The organism is Streptomyces sp. NPDC092296, assembly GCF_044755465.1.
Lineage (GTDB): Bacteria > Actinomycetota > Actinomycetes > Streptomycetales > Streptomycetaceae > Peterkaempfera.
In genome coordinates, this window is sequence record NZ_JBIVRB010000021.1 from 17,387 (window position 1) to 38,085 (window position 20,699).

13 protein-coding genes and 1 tRNA gene are annotated in these 20,699 nt (G+C 69.6%); 7 read left to right on the forward strand and 7 right to left on the reverse strand.

What is annotated here, in order from left to right; all coding sequences use genetic code 11:
- Positions 1-216 precede the first annotated feature (216 nt).
- Together ACIQGZ_RS27945 and idi are read left to right on the forward strand one after the other, a co-directional pair.
- On the forward strand, positions 217-1,155 hold the full coding sequence (locus ACIQGZ_RS27945; RefSeq protein ID WP_402607057.1) for a cation diffusion facilitator family transporter: 939 nt from the start codon (positions 217-219) through the stop codon (positions 1,153-1,155).
- A 228-nt stretch (positions 1,156-1,383) separates the two neighbouring features.
- The gene (gene idi / locus ACIQGZ_RS27950; RefSeq protein ID WP_402607059.1) at positions 1,384-1,953 is read left to right on the forward strand and encodes an isopentenyl-diphosphate Delta-isomerase; all 570 of its coding nucleotides are present in this window, start codon (positions 1,384-1,386) and stop codon (positions 1,951-1,953) included.
- Positions 1,954-2,170: 217 nt separating this feature from the next.
- Here idi and ACIQGZ_RS27955 read toward each other — a convergent pair whose 3' ends face one another.
- Positions 2,171-2,665 carry an ATP-binding protein gene (locus ACIQGZ_RS27955; protein ID WP_402607062.1) on the reverse strand — a complete coding sequence of 165 codons (495 nt, stop codon included), beginning with the start codon at positions 2,663-2,665 and terminating at the stop codon, positions 2,171-2,173.
- 208 nt (positions 2,666-2,873) lie between these two features.
- Positions 2,874-3,620 carry an HdeD family acid-resistance protein gene (locus ACIQGZ_RS27960; protein WP_402607064.1) on the reverse strand — a complete coding sequence of 249 codons (747 nt, stop codon included), beginning with the start codon at positions 3,618-3,620 and terminating at the stop codon, positions 2,874-2,876.
- A gap of 180 nt (positions 3,621-3,800) precedes the next feature.
- Here ACIQGZ_RS27960 and ACIQGZ_RS27965 point away from each other — a divergent pair.
- A tRNA-Leu gene (locus tag ACIQGZ_RS27965) sits at positions 3,801-3,888 on the forward strand.
- A gap of 350 nt (positions 3,889-4,238) precedes the next feature.
- Complete coding sequence (locus tag ACIQGZ_RS27970; RefSeq protein ID WP_402607179.1) at positions 4,239-4,445, forward strand: hypothetical protein; 207 nt, start codon at positions 4,239-4,241, stop codon at positions 4,443-4,445.
- Here ACIQGZ_RS27970 and ACIQGZ_RS27975 read toward each other — a convergent pair.
- Positions 4,354-4,812: a recombinase family protein gene (locus ACIQGZ_RS27975; RefSeq protein WP_402607066.1), complete on the reverse strand. Its 459-nt coding sequence runs from the start codon at positions 4,810-4,812 to the stop codon at positions 4,354-4,356. The genes ACIQGZ_RS27970 and ACIQGZ_RS27975 overlap by 92 nt on opposite strands.
- A gap of 160 nt (positions 4,813-4,972) precedes the next feature.
- Between ACIQGZ_RS27975 and ACIQGZ_RS27980 the strand changes: the two genes are divergently transcribed.
- The 3 genes from ACIQGZ_RS27980 (at position 4,973) to ACIQGZ_RS27990 (ending at position 7,682) form a co-directional block, all read left to right on the forward strand.
- A complete protein-coding gene (locus tag ACIQGZ_RS27980) occupies positions 4,973-5,389 on the forward strand; it encodes a very short patch repair endonuclease (RefSeq protein ID WP_402607069.1) in 417 nt (138 codons plus the stop codon).
- Positions 5,390-5,490: 101 nt separating this feature from the next.
- Positions 5,491-6,483, forward strand: coding sequence for a DNA cytosine methyltransferase (locus ACIQGZ_RS27985; RefSeq protein WP_402607071.1), 993 nt, complete (start codon positions 5,491-5,493; stop codon positions 6,481-6,483).
- Positions 6,484-6,617: 134 nt separating this feature from the next.
- Positions 6,618-7,682 carry a DNA cytosine methyltransferase gene (locus ACIQGZ_RS27990; RefSeq protein ID WP_402607074.1) on the forward strand — a complete coding sequence of 355 codons (1,065 nt, stop codon included), beginning with the start codon at positions 6,618-6,620 and terminating at the stop codon, positions 7,680-7,682.
- A gap of 68 nt (positions 7,683-7,750) precedes the next feature.
- On the opposite strand, the gene drmB is transcribed toward ACIQGZ_RS27990, so the two are convergent.
- The 4 genes from drmB to ACIQGZ_RS28010 are packed head-to-tail and all read right to left on the reverse strand — an operon-like array spanning position 7,751 to position 19,465.
- Positions 7,751-9,604 (reverse strand): DrmB family protein, encoded by a 1,854-nt coding sequence (gene drmB, locus ACIQGZ_RS27995; RefSeq protein ID WP_402607076.1) that lies wholly within the window; start codon positions 9,602-9,604, stop codon positions 7,751-7,753.
- The gene (locus ACIQGZ_RS28000; RefSeq protein WP_402607078.1) at positions 9,601-12,831 is read right to left on the reverse strand and encodes a helicase-related protein; all 3,231 of its coding nucleotides are present in this window, start codon (positions 12,829-12,831) and stop codon (positions 9,601-9,603) included. Before ACIQGZ_RS28000 ends, drmB begins: the two co-directional genes overlap by 4 nt.
- Entirely contained in the window at positions 12,828-14,747 is a 1,920-nt protein-coding gene (locus tag ACIQGZ_RS28005) for a UvrD-helicase domain-containing protein (protein ID WP_402607081.1), read from the reverse strand. The genes ACIQGZ_RS28000 and ACIQGZ_RS28005 overlap by 4 nt, the downstream gene beginning before the upstream one ends.
- Entirely contained in the window at positions 14,744-19,465 is a 4,722-nt protein-coding gene (locus tag ACIQGZ_RS28010; protein ID WP_402607084.1) for a DEAD/DEAH box helicase, read from the reverse strand. The genes ACIQGZ_RS28005 and ACIQGZ_RS28010 overlap by 4 nt, the downstream gene beginning before the upstream one ends.
- Between the last annotated feature and the right edge of the window lie 1,234 nt (positions 19,466-20,699).

Below are 20,699 nucleotides of genomic sequence, written 5' to 3' on the forward strand. Positions count from 1 at the left end.
TCCAATTGGCTCCGTCCGGCCGTGTCGATCATCTTTGCCGACGGCGGGGCGGATGGACAACCCGCCTCCGGGGAACGCCTCACAGGTGGCCGAACCGGGGCGTTTCACCTCCCGGCACCAGGCCGCTCCGCGTACGCTGCCCGCTGGGGGCGGAACCCCCCGGCGTACCCTCGGGGGGTATCGAGGCGGGGAACCGCCAGGGAGGAAGAGGATCGCATGGGTGCGGGACATTCCCACGACCACGGAGCAGCGGCCGGCACCCATGGCACGGCGGGGGGCGCCCACCGGGGCCGGCTGCGGTTCGCGCTCTGCATGACGGTGACCGTGCTGCTGGCCGAGGTGGCGGGCAGCTTCGTCACCGGCTCGCTGGCGCTGCTCGCGGACGCGGGCCACATGGCGACCGATGCGCTGGGCCTGGGCATGGCACTGGTCGCGGTGCACTTCGCCAACAAGCCCGCCGCCGGCCGCCGCACCTTCGGCTACGCGCGGGCCGAGATCCTGGCCGCGATGGCCAACGCGGTGCTGCTGTTCGGGGTGGGGCTGTACATCCTGGTGGAGGCGGTGCGGCGGTTCCTGGAGCCGGTGGCGGTGGCGGGGGGCGCCACGGTCCTGTTCGGCCTGGTGGGGCTGGTGGCCAACAGCGTCTCGGTGGTCGTACTGCTGGGCGGCCAGCGGGAGAGCCTCAACACCCGGGGGGCCTTCCTGGAGGTGCTGGCGGACGCGCTCGGGTCGGCCGCCGTGGTGGTCTCCGCGCTGATCATCCTCGGCACCGGCTGGACGGCCGCCGACCCGATCGCCTCCATCGCGATCGGCCTGATGGTGGTGCCGCGCACCTGGTCGCTGCTGCGGGAGGCGGTGGACGTGCTGCTGGAGGCGGCGCCGCGCAATGTGGACCTGGACGAGGTGCGGGCGCACATGCTGGCGCTGCCCGGCGTGACCGGGCTGCACGACCTGCATGTGTGGACGGTGACGTCCGGGCTGCCGGTGATCTCGGTCCATGTGGTGGTCACCGAGGAGGCACTGCGCGACCAGGGGCACGAGGGCATGCTGCACACCCTCCAGGAGTGCCTGGGCGCCCACTTCGACGTCGGGCACTGCACCTTCCAACTGGAGCCGGAGGGCCACGCGGCACACGAACCCAGTCTCTGCCACTGACCCGGCGCCCGGCGTGAATGCGTGCGTCGGTCGGACCGGCGCTGCCCTGTACGGCAGACTGGGGCACCGGTGCCGCTTCCGCACCGGCCGGAGCCGGTCGGCGGAACGCGGCGCCCAGCCGACCACCGGACCGGGCGGGTGGGCCCGAGCACACGGCACGGGCGGCGCCCGGTCCACGCGCCGAAAGGGGCCACATTGGCGACCAGCGGAACGACGAGCCCAGCAACCGTGGGCGGTGCCCGGGGCGATGCCCGCCCGGCGCCCGAGATCCTGCTGGAACTCGTCGACGACGAGGGACTCACCATCGGCACCGCGGAGAAGCTCTCCGCCCACCAGGAGCCCGGCCGGCTGCACCGGGCCTTCTCGGTCTTCCTGTTCGACACCGAGGGGCGGATGCTGCTCCAGCGCCGGGCCCTCGGCAAGTACCACTCCCCCGGGGTCTGGTCGAACACCTGCTGCGGCCACCCGTACCCGGGCGAGGCGCCGTTCGTGGCGGCCGCCAGGCGGACGGCCGAGGAGCTGGGCACCGCCCCCGCGCTGCTCCGGGAGGCCGGTACCGTGCGCTACGACCTGCCGGACGCGGCCTCCGGGCTGATCGAGCGGGAGTGGAACCACCTCTTCGTGGGCGTCGTCACCGCCCCGCTGCGGCCGGACCCGGAGGAGGTGGACGACGCGGCCTTCGTCACTCCCGGGGAGCTGGCGGCGCTGCGGGCCGAGCGGCCGTTCTCGGTCTGGTTCGAGACCGTCTTCCAGGGCGCGCTGCCGACGATCCGGGAGCTCACCGGCCTGGACTGGTAGCCCTCAGGGGCGCGAGAACCCCACCGTCCGCACCTCTCGCGCCCCAGGGCGGCCGCCCGGCCTCCCTTGAGCCGCCTCTGAGCCTCGCCTGGGCCCGCAAACCGGCACAACCGGGCGCCGCCCCGGCCCCGGGGGTGCGAGGAACCGCACCATCCCTCCCCCGGACCCACACAAGACGACCGACCGGACCCCGCCGTCAGCCGCTCCCCCGACCGGGCTACCGATACGCGGCGGGCCCAGGCAGCGCCAACCGCCCGGTAGGAACGGGGACGGGGACGGGCAGCGACGCCCACACCACCTTCCCGCCGTTCACCGTCCGCTCGACCCCGCAAGCCCCGCCGGCCTCCAGCGCGAACGCCTTCACCAGCAGCAGCCCCCGGCCGCCGGTGCGCCCCTGCTCGTTGTAGAGCGCCTTGGGCCGGTACGGATGGCTGTCCTCCACCGCGACCCGCACCCACCCGCCGCCGATGACGACCTCCACGACCAGCTGCGGCGACAGCACGGCGGCGTGCTTCACGGCATTGGTGACCAGCTCGGAGACGATCAGCAGCAGCCCCTGGACCAGCTCCCCGTACGGCGGCCGACCGGCCAGCCCCTGGGCGGCGAGCAGGTCGCGCACCGCGTGCCGCACCCGGGGCACCGACGAATCCTGGGAGGCGGCGGCGAACCGCCAGGCCCCCTCGCCCGGCCCGCCGTCGCTGCCCTGCCCCACGTCAAGCCGCCCTTCGACCCATCGGACCCGGCCCTGAGCCGCAGCATGGCCTCGCACCCGGCGCGGGCGGCCCGGCCCCGAGGCTAGCGGGCTGCGCGGGCGGCCGGGCGCGGTGCTCGAACTCGACGGATCACGACCGCCCCAGCACGAAACCGGTCGGCAGGAAGCGCCTCCGCTTCGCTGCCGACCGGTCCGCTTGCAGATCCGGTCAGATGCCCATCGGCGGGGTGGGCGGCTTGCCCGTACCGCCCGGCCGCGACCCGGAGGCGTCACCGCCCCGCTCCTCCTGCGGGGCCCCCTCCCGCCGCCTGCCGCGCGCCGCCCCTCGGGCGTGCTCCCGCCCGGCCAGGTACGACCGCACCTCGGCGTTGCGGCGGTCCTCGTCCACCATGCCGATCACCCGCCGGCCGCCGATGCCGGTGCCGATCAGGCTGAGGCCGTCGAAGAGCAGGGCCAGCGAGAAGAACAGCCCCAGGGTGTAGAGCGAACTGCTCGGCCACTGGTGCAGCACCAGGGCGCCCAGCAGCAGGTCCAGCAGGCCCAGGAAGACCGTCCAGCCCGACTGCGACCCGCGTACCGCCAGACCGCCGACCACCCGGAAGACCCCGGCCGTCAGGAAGAGCAGCGCGGCGAACAGGGTCAGCCCCACCGCCGCCACCGTCGGATGGAGCACCATCACCAGGCCGGCCGCCAGGTTGACCGCCGCCACCGAGGCGCCCAGCCAGAAGAAGTTGTCCCGGCGGGTCTGGAACGCGTGCACCAGCCCGACCGTGCCGCCGGTCAGCAGCAGGCAGCCGAACAGCAGCACGCTGGTCAGCGTGGCGACCCCGGTGTAGATCAGCCCCACGATCCCGCCCAGCACCAGCACGGCCCCCAGGAAGACCAGCACCCCGAAGCTCCGGTGCAGCCGCTCCCCCGGAGCGGCCTCCCGGTCCTTGCCCTGCGTTCTCCTCACGGCGACCTCCACGGCCGATGGGCGATCTGTCCGGACTGCTCCACCTACCCGAAAAGGTGTGATCCATCCCGTTCGGCCCCCAGCCCCGCCCGGCGGATACGCAGGTGAGGACCACCCCCCGGGCCTGGTATTCTTTCCATGTCGCCACGGGGAACCGCACGGACCCGAGGCACACACCCTGTCCGGGTGGCGGAATGGCAGACGCGCTAGCTTGAGGTGCTAGTGCCCTTTATCGGGCGTGGGGGTTCAAGTCCCCCCTCGGACACCACATCATCACCCCACGGGGCGATGGCACAGCATTCCAGTGCGGGTCGAGGTCCACCTCGACCCGCATTCTGTGCTTCCCCGGGTGGCAGCTGCCCCAGATGCCGAGTTCCCGGCAGACCGGGTCTCGACCATGTCACTTCTGGACCCCGACCTCGGTTGTCCAATGCGATGGCTACGGCATCGCTGTGCGGGTCCGGTGCCGGACCCGGTAGCCCGGGCCATGCCATGGCTTCGTTTGCGGCCATCCAGACGGTGCTGGCCGCTCGCGGGCCCAAGGGCTTCGTGCCGCAGCGCGCTCCGCATCACCACACTTTCCGCGGCGCGATATCCTGAGGCGTGTGCTCGCGCGCGATGCAGGGCCACTGGAGCCACGACGAGCCGTACTACCGCTGCCGCATCCCCGGGGAGTACGCGCTCGCCAACCGGATCCAGCACCCGCGCAACGTCTACCTGCGCGAAGCGGACGTCATCCCCCCGTTGGACGCCTGGCTCGCGCGCACCTTCGCACCCCACCATCTGGCCCAGACCATCGTCTCATCGCCAGCAGGGTGTGGATGATGTCGTCGGAGTAGATCCACTTGTCCGCCGGATTCCACCGCATAACCCCGACGTGCCCCATGCTCACATCTTCAGTGCCGAGGAAGACCTCGTTCTTGCGCTGCTCGTTCCAGACCTGGCGGCCCGTATTGCGGGGGTTGGTAAGGATGACCCGCACGGCGCTCTTGGACCAGCAAACGCCTATCCGGTGAGGGTTGCGCGCGGAGTCATGGGAGGAGGAACAGGAGATGCCGTCACGGGTCAGGCCCTCGGCGATCGCGAACAGTCTCCTCGTGCCGTACCGTCCGAGACATCCGGACTCCTCGGGCTCACCCAGGGCGCGCGTAACGCGGGAGGATTGCCCATTATGCCCCGGTAAGATCCTCATCAGGTTGGTATGCTCCCGTCTCAGGCTGGCCGGTGATCTCTACCGACCGTGGCGGTTCACGGTCGAGCGGGTCTGATCGCGCCAGTGACCTCTCCCACGAGCTGGAAGGAGTTTCACAACCTTTGGTTCCCTTCCGGAAGCGATCCGGGAGAATCGCATCATGCGCCCCGCTCCATCCTCACCATCAGTGACCATTCGCATGCGCCACCAGGCGCGTAAGGACACGACACCCGAGCTCGCGGTCCGCAGGTTGCTCCACCGAAGCGGGCTTCGGTACAGGGTCAACATGCCCGTACCCGGTATGTCCCGCCGGACGGTGGACATCAACTTCCCACGAGCGAAGGTCGCGGTGTTCATGGATGGCTGCTTCTGGCACGGCTGTCCGGAACACGCGACCGAACCGAAGGCGAATGCAGAGTGGTGGCGGGCCAAGCTCGACCGCAACATGGAGCGCGACGAGGAGACGACACACCACCTCACGGCCCAGGGATGGACCGTGCTGCGGTTCTGGGAACACGAGGCGGCCTCGGACGTCGCTGCGACAATCATCGCGACCGTGCGGAGGGAGCCGGCCTGAGCGCCCGCCGCCGTCCTCTGTCAGTGGGGGAACCTACGCTTCACGGAGTACCCGGTGCATCAGTCGCACCAGTGCGACCGAGGCCGAGACAAGGGGGAGCGATGACCAGGTTCACATCACTGGAGTTGTGCGCCGGGTCGGGCGCTCAGGCACTCGGCTTGGAGCGCGCCGGGTTCGACCCGGTTATGTTGATCGACAACAACGAGTTCGCATGCCGGACAATCGGGCTGAACCGCCCGGGGTGGGATGTTCGCTGTCGAGATCTGATGAGCTTCGACCCGTTGGACGAGGACGAGCCGGACCTGCGCAAGGTTCTGGACATCGACCTCATCAGCGGAGGAATGCCGCGCATCAAGGCTGCGGCGGCGGTCGCACGCCGTGGTGGGGACGATCACGAGCGTGCGCTGCTCAAGGCGGCGGTCAGTGTGCTGATGGCCGTCAAACCGAAGGCGCTGATGCTGGAGAATCTGGAGGGGCTGGTCCAGAGCGAGGACTGTGCGGAGGACCGGTCCTGGATGGAGGCGGAGCTGCAGAACCTTGGATATCGCCCCTTCTGGAAGGTGCTGGATGCCGCGGACTTCGGCGTGCCGCAGCACAGGCGGAGCGGCTTCCTGGTGGCCCTCGCGGACGACTACAGCCACGGATTCGTCTGGCCCGAGCCGAGCGTCGCCCCGACACCGACCGTGGGCCAGGCGCTGGGGCCCTCGATGGGGGCCAACGGGTGGCCCGGCGCGGAGCAGTGGGCGGCAGCGGCGGACCGACCCGCTCCCGCCCTCGTCGGCGGCTCGGACAATCGCGGTGGCGGGGATCTCGGGCCGACCGGCAGTAAGAAGGCATGGGCGGCAATCGGCGTCGAGGGGACCAGCCTGAGCGACGCCAGCCCCTCGGTCGACTTCCCCGTCGACGGCAGACCCCGGCTGAGCGTGCGGCAGGCAGCGATCTTGCAGGCGATCCCGGAGGACTGGCACATCTACGGACGGAAGACACGCGCCTACCGCCAGGTCGGAAACGCGCTGCCCCCGCCGGTCGCAGAAGCCGTAGGGCGATCGATCGCAACTGCGCTGTGCGGCGGCGCACCTTCGACCAACAGCTGATCCGATGCCCTCCGTACCGGCGTGGCCCGGACTGGCGACAGCGCCGGCTAGCATGGTCCGTCGCGGCCCTGCGGTCCAGGGGCCAGAAGGTCAGCCCGTGCCACGATCCAGACCCCGCTCAGCAAGGAATCCGCATGTCCGCGCCGTTCACGATTGTCGACCTGTTCGCCGGCCCCGGCGGACTCGATCTTGCGGCGCGTCAGTTGGGCATTCCAGCTGTGGGCATCGAGTGGGACGGCGGCGCCCGCGCGACCCGTGCGGCGAACGGGTTGGACACGACACCGGGCGACGTCCGCCTCTTCGGACCCGAGCAATTCGAGAACGCCAACGTTTTGGCGGGTGGTCCCCCGTGTCAAACGTTCACGGTGGCCGGAAGCGGCAGCGGGCGAAAGGCCCTGGACCAGGTACTCGAATTCGCCGACCGTTTCGTGACCCGCGAACCGCTGGAAGCGATCCGCGCCGACCTCTCCACGCTGGAGGACGAACGCACCGGCCTGGTTCTCGAACCGCTGCGTTGGGCGTTGCAGGCCCTGGATGCCGGCCGCCCCTTCGAGGTGATCGTCCTTGAGCAGGTCCCTGCGGTCCGCCCGGTGTGGGAGAAGTACGCCGAACTGCTCGACAAGGAAGGCTACTCGGTCGCGGATCCCAAGGTGCTGCGCACCGAGGAGTACGGTGTGCCGCAGACCCGCCGTCGAGCGATCTTCATCGCCCGGCGACGCGACTCGGATCGTCTTTCCGGCATTCCCGGCATGCCGCAGCCCACGCACGACCCGTTCAACCCGATGAAGAAGGTCCGGGCCGCACGCCTGCACGGTCGGAGGGACCCCGTACCGATGGCCACGGCGCTCCCGGACCGACCGGCCCCCTTCGTCGTGATCTCCAACTACGGAACCGGCGGCAACCCGAAGGCCCGTGGGCGTCGGTACTCCCACGAGCCGTCGGCGACCGTCACCGGCAAGGTGTCCCGGAACCGGGTCGAGGCGCCCGGGGGCGTTGCCGCCGACCGGTTCACCTGGTCCGAGATGGGACAGTTGCAGACGTTCCCCGCCGCGCCGGACTGGACGTGGGCGGGCAAGGACATCTCCCAGCAGATCGGGAACGCCGTGCCGCCCCGGCTCGGCATGCACATCCTCGCCGCCGCCCTGGACATCCCGCAAAAGGATCTCGACGCGGCGATCCGGAAGCATTACACCTACTGACCTCGTGGATCGTCAGGTCGCCTCGGGCAGGGCCGGAGTTCCCGCCCCTGCCCGAAAGCCCCGCTGGGTCAGAAAAGGCCGGACACCACCCCGTCCGGCGTGCCGACGAGGGCGACCCGGTCGAGGAAGGCGTTGTTCGTCTCACAACTGGTCTCGGGGAGCAGGACGCAGGCGTGGCACGCTGCGAGGTTGACGCTGTCGGCGCCGCTGGCCGCTGCCTCGGAGCAGAGGGGGTCGTTGGAGCACCAGGAGGCCCGGAGCAGCGCGGACTCCAGCGAGGAGGTGAGGCGCTCGGGTTCGCCCTGGGCAACGATGCCGCCGAGGCTTCCTGCGGAATCGCTGGTCGCCGTGTAGATGAGGAAACCGGCCATGTCGTCGCCGATGTACAGGCGCTCGCGCAGGGACGCGGCCGGGTAGCCGCCGTCGAGGCTCCACTCGTTGATGAGCAGGTGCGCGAGCGTGTGCACCGCCAGGTAGCGGGGGGAGATCGGGGACGGCGGGACGGGCCGGTCGGAGTTGGCGTAGCGCTCCCGGAGCAGCGCCTCGTGGTTGCGTCGAACGCGCGCCGCACGCTCCTGCGGTTGGGGCCGCTGCTCCCACGCGGCGAGCCATTCCGGGTCGAGGCGGACGAAGACGCCCTCCCCACTGACCTCGATGGCGGGCAGCCAGTCCGGCTTCCGGAGAGCGAGCGCGGCCCGGCGGGAACTGCTCGCGGTGTCGCCGACGGCCGGCTCCTCGACCCGGGTGAAGGAGTGCAACACGCGAATCTCCCGGACCCGCTTGACGAGCATGACCTGTCCAATACCATCCGGCGTACGGTCACCGCTGGGCGGCTCGCAGACGAAGTCCTGCAGCTCGTCACGCCCATCCTCCGGACGCTCACGCTGAAGAGTCCGGTACTCCTCCTGGTAGAGAAGATCGCGCGGCGACAGCGTGGTGTGCTCCTCGGCCGGCGGCTCCGCCTCAGCCTCGCGAGCCCGCAGCACCGCGGCGACCGCGTCGTCGACGGTCAGCCCCCGGTTCTTCTTCTCGAACTTCGCCACCTTCAGGTAAGCGCGGATTTCGGCCTCGTCCTCGGCCTCGTCCTGGATGTTGTTCCAGTGAGGGCCGAGGGCCTTGAGCACACCGTCGCTCCACGGTGGGATGGACAGGGCGGAGTGGACAACCGGGTACCACACGGTGGAGGAACCGCGCTGAAGGGTGCGCGGCGGCTCGCCGCACTGCTGGGCGGGGGCGTCCTTGAGCCAGGGGCGACGTCCGGTGCACCGGATGCCGAGGTCGCGCAACGCCTGACTGCGGAAAGCTCCCTCCATGGACACCTCCTTCGCGCCACAGGTGCAGCCGATGACGACACCGCGGAGGGAGGCCGTGGAACCTTCGGCGCGCAGTCGCAGCTTGCCGCCGCACCGGCCAACCGAGCCGGCCTCGCCCGGCCCGTAGGAGAAGGAACGGTGGACCCACTTCCAGTACGGGAAGTCGTCGAGGTGACCGTTGACGCAGGCCATCACGAAGCGGGACGGGACGAGGTCCCGCTCACAGGCGCCGCAGACCGCTTTGTCCTTCGGCGGGTTGAACTTCGAGTAGTACTGCAACTCACGGCACTCCGGGCACGAGTACAACTGCGGGAAACGGGCGGCCCGCACCCCGTCACGGGCATCCTCCGAGTCGACGGCGGGCGGCAGTTTGAACTCATGGGCACCCGTCACCCTGGTGAGGCGGGGCTCCCAGAGGGTCCGGGTCCGGCTGACGTCCCAGGTGTCGAGCCCGGCGATGACGAAGGACTCGTTGTCGACCGCGATCATGGAGCCGACGCCGTAGGTGGTGATGGCCTGGGCACGGCGGATCTCGCCGAGCTTGCGCAGGGGCGTGATCGGCGCGCCGGGTCGGACGGTTCCTCGCTTGCGAGGGGGCGGCGGGGTCATCGCTTCTCCAGAAAGAAGGTCGAGGAGGCGTCCACGTCGCGCAGGCTCCACAGCGTGGGCCAGCCCGTGCGACCCTCCGGGAGGTCGTTGTCGAAGGCGCTGAGGAGAGTGGTCCTGCCGCTCCTGGCGTGGGCCTCGTAGAGCAGGTTCGGATCGACGGCCGCAGCCTCGCGCCACCAGTCGACGAACTCGTCGAAGGCGGCAGCTGTGGCGCAGTGTTCCCGGGGCGCGACTCTCGCGACCCGCTCCAGCAGCGCGTCCCGAACAGCGCCGTTGATCTCGTCGACGAAGTCCTCGATCCGGGCCGCCGCCGCGTTGTCGCGCGCGCCCGGGACCATCAGCCGCGCCAGGGCCACGATCACGGCGTGCAGGCCGCGGTCGCGGGCACGCGCCGAGAAGGGCGTGACGCTGGTGGACTCGACCTCGCGGTAGAGGGCGGAGTGGAAGTGCTGGAAGCTCTCGTAGTGCGAACGGTCCCGGGATCGGGTCGAGTTGAGCATGACTGCAACCAGACCCGGATGACGTCGGCCGACCCGGCTGGTCGCCTGGATGTACTCTGCGGTGGTCTGTGGCTGGCCCATGACCGCCATCAGGCCGAGGCGGTCGATGTCGACACCGACGGAGATCATGTTCGTGGCGAGCAGGACATCGGTGGTGTCCGGGGACGGGAGCCTGCGCTCAATGTCCTTGAGGCGCTTGGGGATGTCGCTCGCGCTGGCCCGGCTGCTCAGCTCCGTCACCGCCTCGGGGTGGCGGGGCTTCTCAATACCGTCACGGGCGGCGAGTTGCTCCATCCGGTCCTGCACGTCGTCGAGAACCTGGAGTTCGGCGGCGGACAACAGCCGCAGGCTGTTGAAGTAACCGACGAGGGTCCAGTAGGCGTCCTTGACCTCGTCGTCGGCGTCGCCGAGCTGAATCTGGTGCAGCAGGGCGGCGTAGGTACGGATCAGCAAGGTGGACTGGCTAGTGCTGGAGGTCAGCAGGCCGATGTACCGGCGGGTGGCCTTGTCCTCGCGGGATGCCTCGACCGCGAACCAGGAGTCACGGGAGTCGAGTCCGGCCGGCGGGAACTGGCAGACCTCGCGGTTGAAGAGGTGCAGGCCTTGTTCGTCGGCGCGCCGGATGGTCGCCGTGGACGCGATCACCTTGGGCCGGTTCGCCAAGATGTCCACTGCGGTCTCGTAGAGCCCGGTGAGCGTCCCGAGCGGGCCGGAGATGAGGTGCAGCTCGTCCTGGACGATCAGCTCCGGCGGCCTGGTCTCCTCCAGATCGCGGTTGAACAGCGCGGCCGTCCGCTCCCGCCACGGCATGGACGCGAACTTGTCGACGGTGGCGATGATCAGCGTCGGGTGCGCGGCGTAGACGGAGTCGTCGACCAAGTGCACGGGCAGTCCCTCGCCGCGATGGAACGCGCAGTCCGCGTCCGGGCAGTGGACGTACATACGCGCGTATTCCGGTGCGGCTTCGTAGTTCGACGCGTCGAGCCGGCTGCCGCACCAGGGGCATGCCTGGAGCTGCACCGGGTTCTCCTTGTCGAGCGAGCGGCCGCCGGCACGCAGGGCGTCCAACTTCTCGCGGGCCGTCACCAGGTCGTTCGGGGTCGCGGACTTCCCCACCCACATGCCGATGGAGATGCCCTCCTGTCCCAGTTCCACCTCGTGGCGGGAGCGCGTCAGCTCCATCGCGCAGATCAGCGCGGTGGCACGCTCGAACTGTTGGAGCGTCAGCAGTCGTAGGGTGTAACGCATCAGCACGGTGACACCACCACCGTGCGTGGAGTCCTTGAGACGGCGCAGGAAGGTGGTGAAGGCGACCAGGCCGAGGTACGCCTCGGTCTTGCCACCACCGGTGGGGAACCAGAGCAGGTCGGCGATTCCACGATCGGGGTGCTCGTCCTCGACGATGCCCTGGAGGCAGAGCAGCAAGAAGCAGATCTGGAAGGGACGCCAGTACTCCTTGCTGTCATCCGGTCCACCGGCGGGCTTGCCCGCCCTGACCCAGGACGTGCGGGCGCGCTGCTCGGCCATGGCCCGGTTGGCGAGCTGGAACGCCCGCATCGCGTGGGCATGCGCGGGCTCGGAAAGCAGCGCGACGCCCATGCTCATGCGGGTGAGCGCCGTCTCGCACGCCTCGATCCGCTCCTGCGCGGCGGGCTCGTACTCGGTGCCGGCCAGGGTCTCCGCCTCGGCCTTGCGTTCGTCGATCCACGTCCGGTATCCGTCGAGGAGCGCCCCGAGCGCATCCACCACCGCCTTCGGGTCGGCGGTGCCGAGACCCCGCATGGACAGCGCATCGACGGCGATGGCTCGGTTCGAGTCGGTCAGCAGCACCTCGTGGGTGGGCACGAACTCTGTCCGGACCTCGGCGACGGCGGCGCGCCCAGTGATCGGGGCACCGATCGGCGGAGGCGTCCAGTCCCAGACGGCCGCGCAACCGTGGCCGGTTGCGAATCCGGGGGCGTGCCGGTGGAGCAACCGACCGAGTATCAACTCCCGGTCGTGGCTGCCGGAGGAGGTACGGCGCTCGACGAAGGGCTCGGCGCCGGGCGTGCCTGCGCGGATCCGGAGGGTGGGCTGGTAGTAGCAGGCGGCATCCTTCAGCTCCCGGGAGCCGACCGTGCGGGTGTTGATCAGCGAGGCGGTGACGGTCACGGTGCCGTGCCGGCCCCTGGGGCGTACCAGGACCCGGAGTTCCAGCCCCTCTGCAAGGGGCTGCCCGACCGTGGTCGGCGTCGTCACGTCCACCTCGACGTCGGCCAGGTCGAGCGGGACCCGGCGCCAGCGCTCGCGCTGTTCCTGGGTGCTCCGGGCCTCGGTGCGCGCGGCCGCGACGGAGTTGCCCTCGGCGTCCTCGGGGCGGTAGACGGCGGCCGTGGTGTGCAGCACGATCCGCTCCGCCACCGTGGGGTCCACGGCGAAGGTGAGCCCCATGGAGGAGGGCCGCCGCATGTTGGCGAGCGAGACGCTGCGCTCGACGGTCTCCTCCTCGCCGTCGCCGCCGCGGACGAGGGCGGGAGAGTCGTCTCCGTCGGTCTCGTGGCCGTCCCGGTTGCCGCGGGCGGCCTCGGGCGTCTCCTGGGGGAACAGGACCCCGATCGGATATACCGTCACCGGCGCGTCGTCCTTGAGGATCTCCTCCTCACCACCGACCGGACCGAGGAGGTCCAGACGGAGGGCGGCACCGAGCCGGTCGCGCAGGGCGTAGTAGTCGTGGATGGAGGGGCTCATGAGGGAAATCGCTCCGGGTTCGAGTCATCGGACGGGTCGGTCCAGTTGAAGCGGCCGAGGCCGCTGAGACGGGGGGCGAGCCAGGCTCCCGAGCTGCCGAGACCGGCACGCTCGGTCGCGATGTCGCTGCCCGCGACGGTTTCGACGCAGTCGATGTAGAGGCCGGTGATCCGGCCGGGGACGTTGTACTCGGACCAGCCGCCGCCGCGGCTGAGCATGAGATGCAGGGCGCGACGGAACGCCTCCGACACCTCGGCAACGGGGCGACCGTCATGGAGGACCGCGTACGGTGGCGTCTGGTCCTCGCCTTCGGGCAGGCGGTGGAGCAGGGAGAGCTCGACGGCATCGCCGGCGCGGACCTCGTGAGCAAGGTATCGCTGAACCTCGACGGGGTCGGCGGCCACGTTGCGCACCCCCGGGGGGTGTGCGTGGCAGACGTCGCGGCCGAGTACCTCGACGCCGTTGCGGGCCCACGATCGGCTGCCTCCGATGTACCAACGGTCCAGACACCTGTCCTTGCGGACCAGCCAGGTGTTGGGACGGTCGAGTCGGTAGAGGTCGTCCCGAGGCCGGGTCATCGCGACGTAGAGGAGGCGGGCTTCTGCGGCCGGGTCGTAGTCGATCTTCTTCTTGGCCACCTCCTTCGGTCGTCTCAGCTCCACCGGCTCCACGACCAGGACGCGGTCGAACTCCAGCCCTTTGGCGCGGTGCACCGTCGAGACGACCAGCGAGGCCGGTTCGACCGCCGTGAGCTCGTCGGGGAGCCGCCTCTCCGCCACCGCCAGGCGCAGCGCGGCAAGTTCGATCCGGCCACGCCGGTTGCCGGTGACCCCGCGTACCGCTCGCGCGAGCACCGCCGGATCCAGGTCCGGCCGGTGGTCGAGGCTGGCGACCAGTTCGGTGAAGCGCGCCTCGGGGAGGTCGGCCGCATCGGTGGCGGCGAGCAGGCCGGCGATCCAGGCGGGAGCGGGACGGTCCCGGACCGAGCGCTGGAGCCGGTGGTCCACTCCGGCCTCGTGCAAGGTCTGGCTGATGGAGAGAGCCTGACCGTTGTCGCGGCACAGGATCGCGGTCGGTCCGTCGAAGTACCGGAGCGAGTCCAGGACGAAGGGGTCGTCCAGCGTGCCGAAGTGGGGGGCCTCGTCGAGCAGGAGTCGCAGCTCACGGTGGATCTGCTCGGCCTGGGCCTCGGCCGGCTCCCGCTCGGCGACCAGCCGTTGGAGCTGCGGGCCGTAAGAAAGAGCGACCCTGGCCTGCTCGGTGCGGGCTCGAAAGTTGTCGCCGAGCTGGATCTCGACCAGGTCCTCGGCGAACGAGCCACGAATCCAGTCGAAGAAGTAGTTCGTCTCCTGCGCCCGCTGGTCGGCGTCGGTGACCTGGAAACCGTAGACGGCCTGGGCGCCGTCCCCGACCACGGTGAAGCCGCTCTGTGCCTGGAAGCGGTCGAGGAGCACCTCGACCATCTCACGCCGCACCCCGACAAGATCTTGGACCTCATCGATCAGCACGTGGGCTGGGGCGCCGAACTCGCCCGCCTCGACCGCGCCCCTCTCGATGGCCTCGGTGGCGGCCTCGATGCGCTGGTCGAAGGTGGTCCCCGACCAGTCGCGGTCCGGATACGCCCGTCGCAGCAGGGTGGCCGCCCAGGAGTCGAAGGTCTGGGCGCGCACCCTACAGGCGGCGTCGGCGTGGCTCTCGATCCGCTCACGCAGCTCGCGCACCGCGGCCCGGGAGAAGCTGAGGACGAGGATCTCGTGCGCCTCCAGCTCCTCCCGTTCGACCAGCGCTTCCAGGCGGCGGATCAGGGTATGCGTCTTACCGGCGCCGGCACCCGCCGTGACAAGGGTGCGGGCGTCCCACGGCTGGCTGACGACGGACTGCTGCGCCGGGGTGATCGCGCGCTGGGGCTCGCTCACTTGTCCCCGTTCCACAGGTAGTCGAACTTGGTGAAGGCCAGCTCGCCCTGGTAGTTGACCACGTTGTCACGCACGTTGAGGATCAGGCAGGTTGGCGTGCCATTGTTCTTCGGTCCGCGCAGACCCCGGCCGATCATCTGCTGATAGACGTTCGGACTGTAAGTGGGACGGGCGACGACGACCGCACGGGTGGCGGGGGCGTCGAAGCCCTGGGCGAGGACTCCGTAGTTGGTGAGCACCTGGATGCGGCCCTTGCGGAAGTCCTCGATGCGCTTGCGGCGCTCGGACACTGGCGTGGCCGAGTCGATGGCTGCAGCGCGAATCTGTCGGTCGTTCAGCTTGGCGGCCAGGAACTTGGCGTGGGCGACCGAGGTGGCGAAGACGAGGATCGGCCAGTCTGCGGGCAGGTTCTCGATCTCCTCGATGATGCGCTGATTGCGGTCCCGGTCCTCGGCGAGGCGCTGCTCGGCGCGCTTGGGCAGCACACCGAACTTCTCCGAGCTGGAGACCTCGTCGGAACTGAGCCGGATCTCGGCCCCGAGGAGCTCACGGTGCCTGACATGGGCCAGGACGCCGAGGTCCTGGAGCCGCCGGATGGCCTCGTTCTGGTCGCTGGCGAAGACGTCGAGGTCGAGGCGGGTGCCGAAGCGGCGCACCAGGCGCAGGGTCAGGTCTTCGTTGTTGCGGTAGGGGGTGGCCGTCAGTCCGACCAGGTGGCGACGCGTCATCGGCGGGTTGACACCAAGGTGCTCGAAGATCTCGCCGTAACGGGGGGAGGTGGCCCGGTGCGCCTCGTCGACGATGACCAGGGCGGCGTCCCGCAGCCAGGCGTAGTCCTCGTGGCCGAGCACACTCTGCAGCTTGGCGTCGGTGGCGACGACCAGGTGCGGCTCACCCGTCACCGGCGCGGCCTCGTTGGCGGACCAGAGGCGGCTGATGACCAGCGGCATCTCCGCGCCCACCTTGGACCAGACGAACCGCCAGCTCTGCACGGCCTGCTCACACAGCTCCTCGCTCTCTGCGATCCACAGCACCGGCCCAGGGAGCTCGCCACGCTTCCGGATCCACCGGATCACGGCCTCGGAGGTGACACGCGTCTTGCCGGCGCCGGTCGGGATGGACAGCATCCCGCGCTGCGGCACCGGGTTGTCCAGCAGCCGCTGGAGCGCCTGTGCCAACTGTTCCTGGTACTCGTGCAGCGCGGGGAACTCGGACGGGCCCTCCACCTGGATACGCGCCTCCAGCGGCGGCACCCGGGAGCCGGCGAACGAGTCGGGGAGCCCGAGGTCGGTGACGAACTTAAGTGCCTTGGCGTCGCCCGTGAAACTGCTCGGCGCATTGCCGGGGAACGCGCGAGCCAGGTCCCGGCTGTGGATGTGCAGAATCTCCTCGCCGTGGGAGTTGAAGGCCAGCTCGGCGATACGCCGGGCGTCCGGCTGCTCACCGTCACGCTCGGCAACCTCGCTGTCCAGAAGGCCCGGGGGCAGCTCGGTGCGCAGTTCCTCCTCGCCGATCAACAGGGCGATCTTGTCGATGACGCTCTCGGCCTCGGCGATCTGCCGCAGTCGAGCGCGGGTCTCCCGGTCCTGCTCCTGACGCGTCTGGAGGTCCAGCACGCTCTTGCAGCCCTGGCGACCGAGCTGCCAGCCGAACTCCCGGTCGGCGGCCTCCAGGACATCGATCGGGGAGAGCGTGTCGAGCACCAGCAGAGTCGACCCGTTGCGGGCCGAGGACAGCGGCCTCAGCTCCGCACCGCGCGGCGTGCGGATCTCCTGCTCCAGCTCACCGCAGCGCTGGACCTTCCGGTTCTCGACCGACTTGCCGAGGCGCTGACGCAGCGGCGGGAACTCATCGACGAGCAGCGTCGGCCGGGTCGCCCCGGCCTTGCGGACCTGCTTGCTGATGACGTCCTCGACCTTGAGCATCCCCCACTGCTCGATCATCTGGGCCGCGGTCGCGGCGTCGGCCTTGTCCGCGACCAGGAGCGCGGGGAGCTGCTCGCGGACGAGTTCGCTGAAGTCCGCTGCGGATGTTGCCACCACGATCTCCGTGTCGGGACGCAGGTCCCAGGCCCCACCCACACGGCAGCGGGTCAGGACGTCCTCGGGAAAGTCCATGCCGACGCGCAGCATCAGGGCGTAGGCGTGGCCGATGAAGGCGTCGTCCTCGCTGACCAGCACCCGGTCCAGCAGAGCGCGCCAACGGTTCGCCGGCACCTCTTCCGGGGTGGCCGGCATGCGCAGTTTACGGGCCTTCGACTCGGAGATGTCGGTGACGACGGGCAGCACCTGCGCGTATGCCTTGAGCTGCGGGCCGACGGCCTCGCGCACCGAGGTCAGGCCCAGCGAGGTGCGCACGAGGCCGTGCTTGTTGAGCATCCAGCGCAGCGGGGAGGCCACTTCGGTGCGGCCGTTGGAGGAGGTGCCGTAGGCGCGGGTCCAGCTCTCGACGACGCCGACGTCCGGGATCGCGGCGACGAACGCGGCGCGGCCCTCCTCCGAGAGGCGGGTCAGCAGGTCCAAGGGGCCGGCGGGCGCGGCTCCCTCCAGGACGAGCCGGTTGATGTTGGTCCGCGGGGCGTCTGCGGCAAGTCGGCGCAGGTACTGGTCGTGCACCGCCTGCCGGTACTCCTCGAACCAGGACTGCCGCTTCGGATCGTGGGCGACGACGGGCCGGTCGACCAGGCCGAGGTCGCGGAAGATCGCGGCGTCCGCGCCGTGGAAGTTCGTGTCCACGGCGATCGATGCGTCCCTGCTACCGTCCCCGGGCACGACGACGCCGGGCAGCAGGCACGAGGCCATGGGCCGGAAGTGCCCGTCGACCGTGCGGACGCGGAGCACGGCTCGGGCATCCGGGTAGCGGCTGCGGATGCGGTCCACCTGGGCGTTGCCTCCCGCGCTGCGCAGCAGTATCCAGAACTGGGTCCACAGCTCCGGGGTGTAGCCCTCGAAGCCCTGGTCCAGCACTCCCTGGAAGCGGCCGTGGGCATCGGCGATACGAATGCCGATGGTGTGCAGGTGGCGCTGCATCTCCATCCGCTCGGAGATGGCCGTGTGCACGTAGACCATGTCGTCGCGGAGCTCGTCCGCACCGGTGCGGTGGAAAACCTTGCCCGCGACCGGGGCCACCATCCCGTGGGCGTCGGTCAGCACGATGCGAGCGCTGCGCGCGGCCTCCAGCGTCTCCTTGTCCCCGTTGTGCTCCACCATTGCTGCGAGGATACGGATCGCGTGACAGGACGACTCGGCGGTACCGTCCGAAACCAGTGCCTCCAGCCAGGTGCGGACGCTTTCCGGCGACTTCCTGGCGGCCAGCAGGATGTGCTCCATCTTGCCGTGGCGCAGCGGGTTGGCGTCGACGGAGGGGTGCACCCAGTCGCGCGGGCGCCCGGGGTACTCGGCCCACATACGCAGCCATTCCGGCTGCAGCTTCTCGGGGTGGATGTGCAGGTCACGGGGAATGCGGAGTACGCCGTCCTGGTCAGGCAGGGACGGCAGCTGCGCGGCGGCGTCCCAGACATGGCGGATGAAGTACTCCTCCGCCCAGTTCACGGCCTCCTTGGTGCGGCCGGGCAGGAGCGGCAGGCAGGCGGCGGGGTCCTCCTTGCGGGACAGCCGGGGCAGGGAGGTGACCACCAGACGGGCCGCGACCTGAAGCAGTTCACGGTTGAAGGCGCTGCCGTCGAGGAGGTTCTGCCGGTCCTCGTTGGTCTTCCACGCCGCGTTCAGGTAACCCGTCACGGAGACCGGGTACTTGGTGGGGAAGTAGGACCAGAACTGGCCGCGCCCCGGGGGAACCGTCAGCAACCCGTCCTTCTCGACGTAGGCGGGAACCGCCCAGGAGACATCGATGACGCTGCGGTCGTGCAGCTCACCGGCACTGCCACGGGCCTCCGCGGTGGGCTCGTGGGCGACCGTGAAGACGTTCCACTCGCTCGCCGTCTCCTTGATCCCTGTGCCGACCTCGCGGATGACCCGCCGCTCACCGGAGACCTGCACGGACAGCTTGCGGCGCTGGATGGGAAGCCGACGCCGGTCCTCCAGCAGCACCTCGCCGACGTGGGAGGAGAAGATCTGGAAGCCGGAGGGAAAGGCGTTGGTCTCGCGACCGTCGCGGTGCTGGAAGCCGGCGATGTCGTGCCCCAGGCGCTCGGCCGCCCCCGGCAGCAGGGGGAGCTTGACCACAGTGGTCGCCCAGGCCAGGAGCTCCCGCAGGACGTCGTCCTTGTCGAGCTCCTCCTCTCGGTCGAGAGGACGGGCCATCCGGAGCACCGGGGTGTCCATGTCGAGGGGTTGTTGGAGTCCAAGAGCCTCGGCGATCCGGTCGGCGGACCAGGTCCGGTCGAAGCCGAAGCATCCGCTGGTGCTGAAGAACTGTGGCGCGTCGGTCACCGACAGCACCGACTTCACGCCGACGCCGAAGCGGCCGATCTGGCCGCCGCGCTTGCGGGAGACACTCATGCGCAAAATCGTGTCGGCGCCCTGAGCGGTGACCGGGGTGCCTTGGTTGGCGCAGTAGAGCGTATCGTCGGTCAGCACCACGGCCAGGCGGCCGCCGGGTTTATTTACGATCTCATCGGCACCGTTCTGCACGAGTTCGAACAACTGACGCTCGCCGTATCCACCCTGCGTTATCCGCAGCTCGCCGTTGGCGTGCTCCTGTACCAGGCCGGGATCGATGCGATAGGTCTCCAGGGTGCGGGTCGTCTGCTCCGACACCGTTTCAATCACCAAGTCATCCGAACCTTGCGACGACGTCTGATCGCTCACGACCCAGCTGCTTCCTGTCCGGGATGGCCCGGACCAAGTATCAAGATGAAGATCGACGGAAAACAGAAAAGCAATGCGCTTGCCGGAGATACGGAGCGTGTCGATCCCTCGATGGCATCCGTGCCGACAACAGCCGGGGCCGGCCCTCCGATCCCGCAGGCTATCGGAGGGCCGACCACCACCGCCCCTACTCTTCGGGCAGCACGATGACAATCCCGAGCAAGGGAGCAGAGGGACGCCCCCGGAGCCCAAGCCGGCGGCCGGCGCCGGAAGGACGCCTCCCCGGACCGGTGGCAGCGAACCCCCGCGACGGAGGAGCCGACCGGTACCGCCAACGGGCATTGCCGTTGACCCCACCAGCATCGAGCAGGATTTCAACACGCTTTGGCGCGCTCGGAAGCCGAAGGACAACCACCACTGCCTTGCGCCCGGACGACACGTTGCCGTCGGGTCCCGACGTCGAACTCCTCTCCTCCCACGACGCATTGGTCGACGACCGCTGCCTGCGGGCAGCACGGCGCCGCCGCTCGTGAGCCGCGACCATCGACCTCCAGCCCTCCCGCGTCATCCCGATCGCGTCGAGAAACTCCGAACGCAGATACGGGTCCATGGAGTTGTAGTCCCGAATCAACGACGGGGTGTCGTCGTCACTGGGGGAAAGCGGAGCCACGGCAGCCTCCTACGGGCACGGCGAGGTCGAAGAACAACGGTGCATGGAACAGGGAGAAAAAGGGTGTGCTGTCTCGCCGAGAGGCTCAACGTCAGTGAAATGACACTCCGTCCGACGTTCAGCCGAACGGGACATGCAATTGCCGTACAGGGGCAACCCAAAAGGGGCCCAAAAATTGCTTAACTGGCTTGCCGTCATCGCGATCCAACAGTACGTCAGCTGCGCATATGGTGGCACAGTCCCCCCGTCCGCGTCCAGCGGCATTCCACCCGCAGAGCACACCGTCGCTCAGTCGCCCCAATTGCCTCAATTTCAATGTCTTTACGCCCCTTTGAGAGACGGGCACGCGGACAGAAGTCGAAGATCCACATCCTTCCCCCATCGCCACTCCCACCACCGGAAGCCCTCGATCAGGGTGCTGTCATTCATTACCAGGCACCTACTGGCGCGGCCTGGAGTGGCCGGACGACAAGCGAATTTGACACATTGATGAGCGCAAATATCACTGCTAGC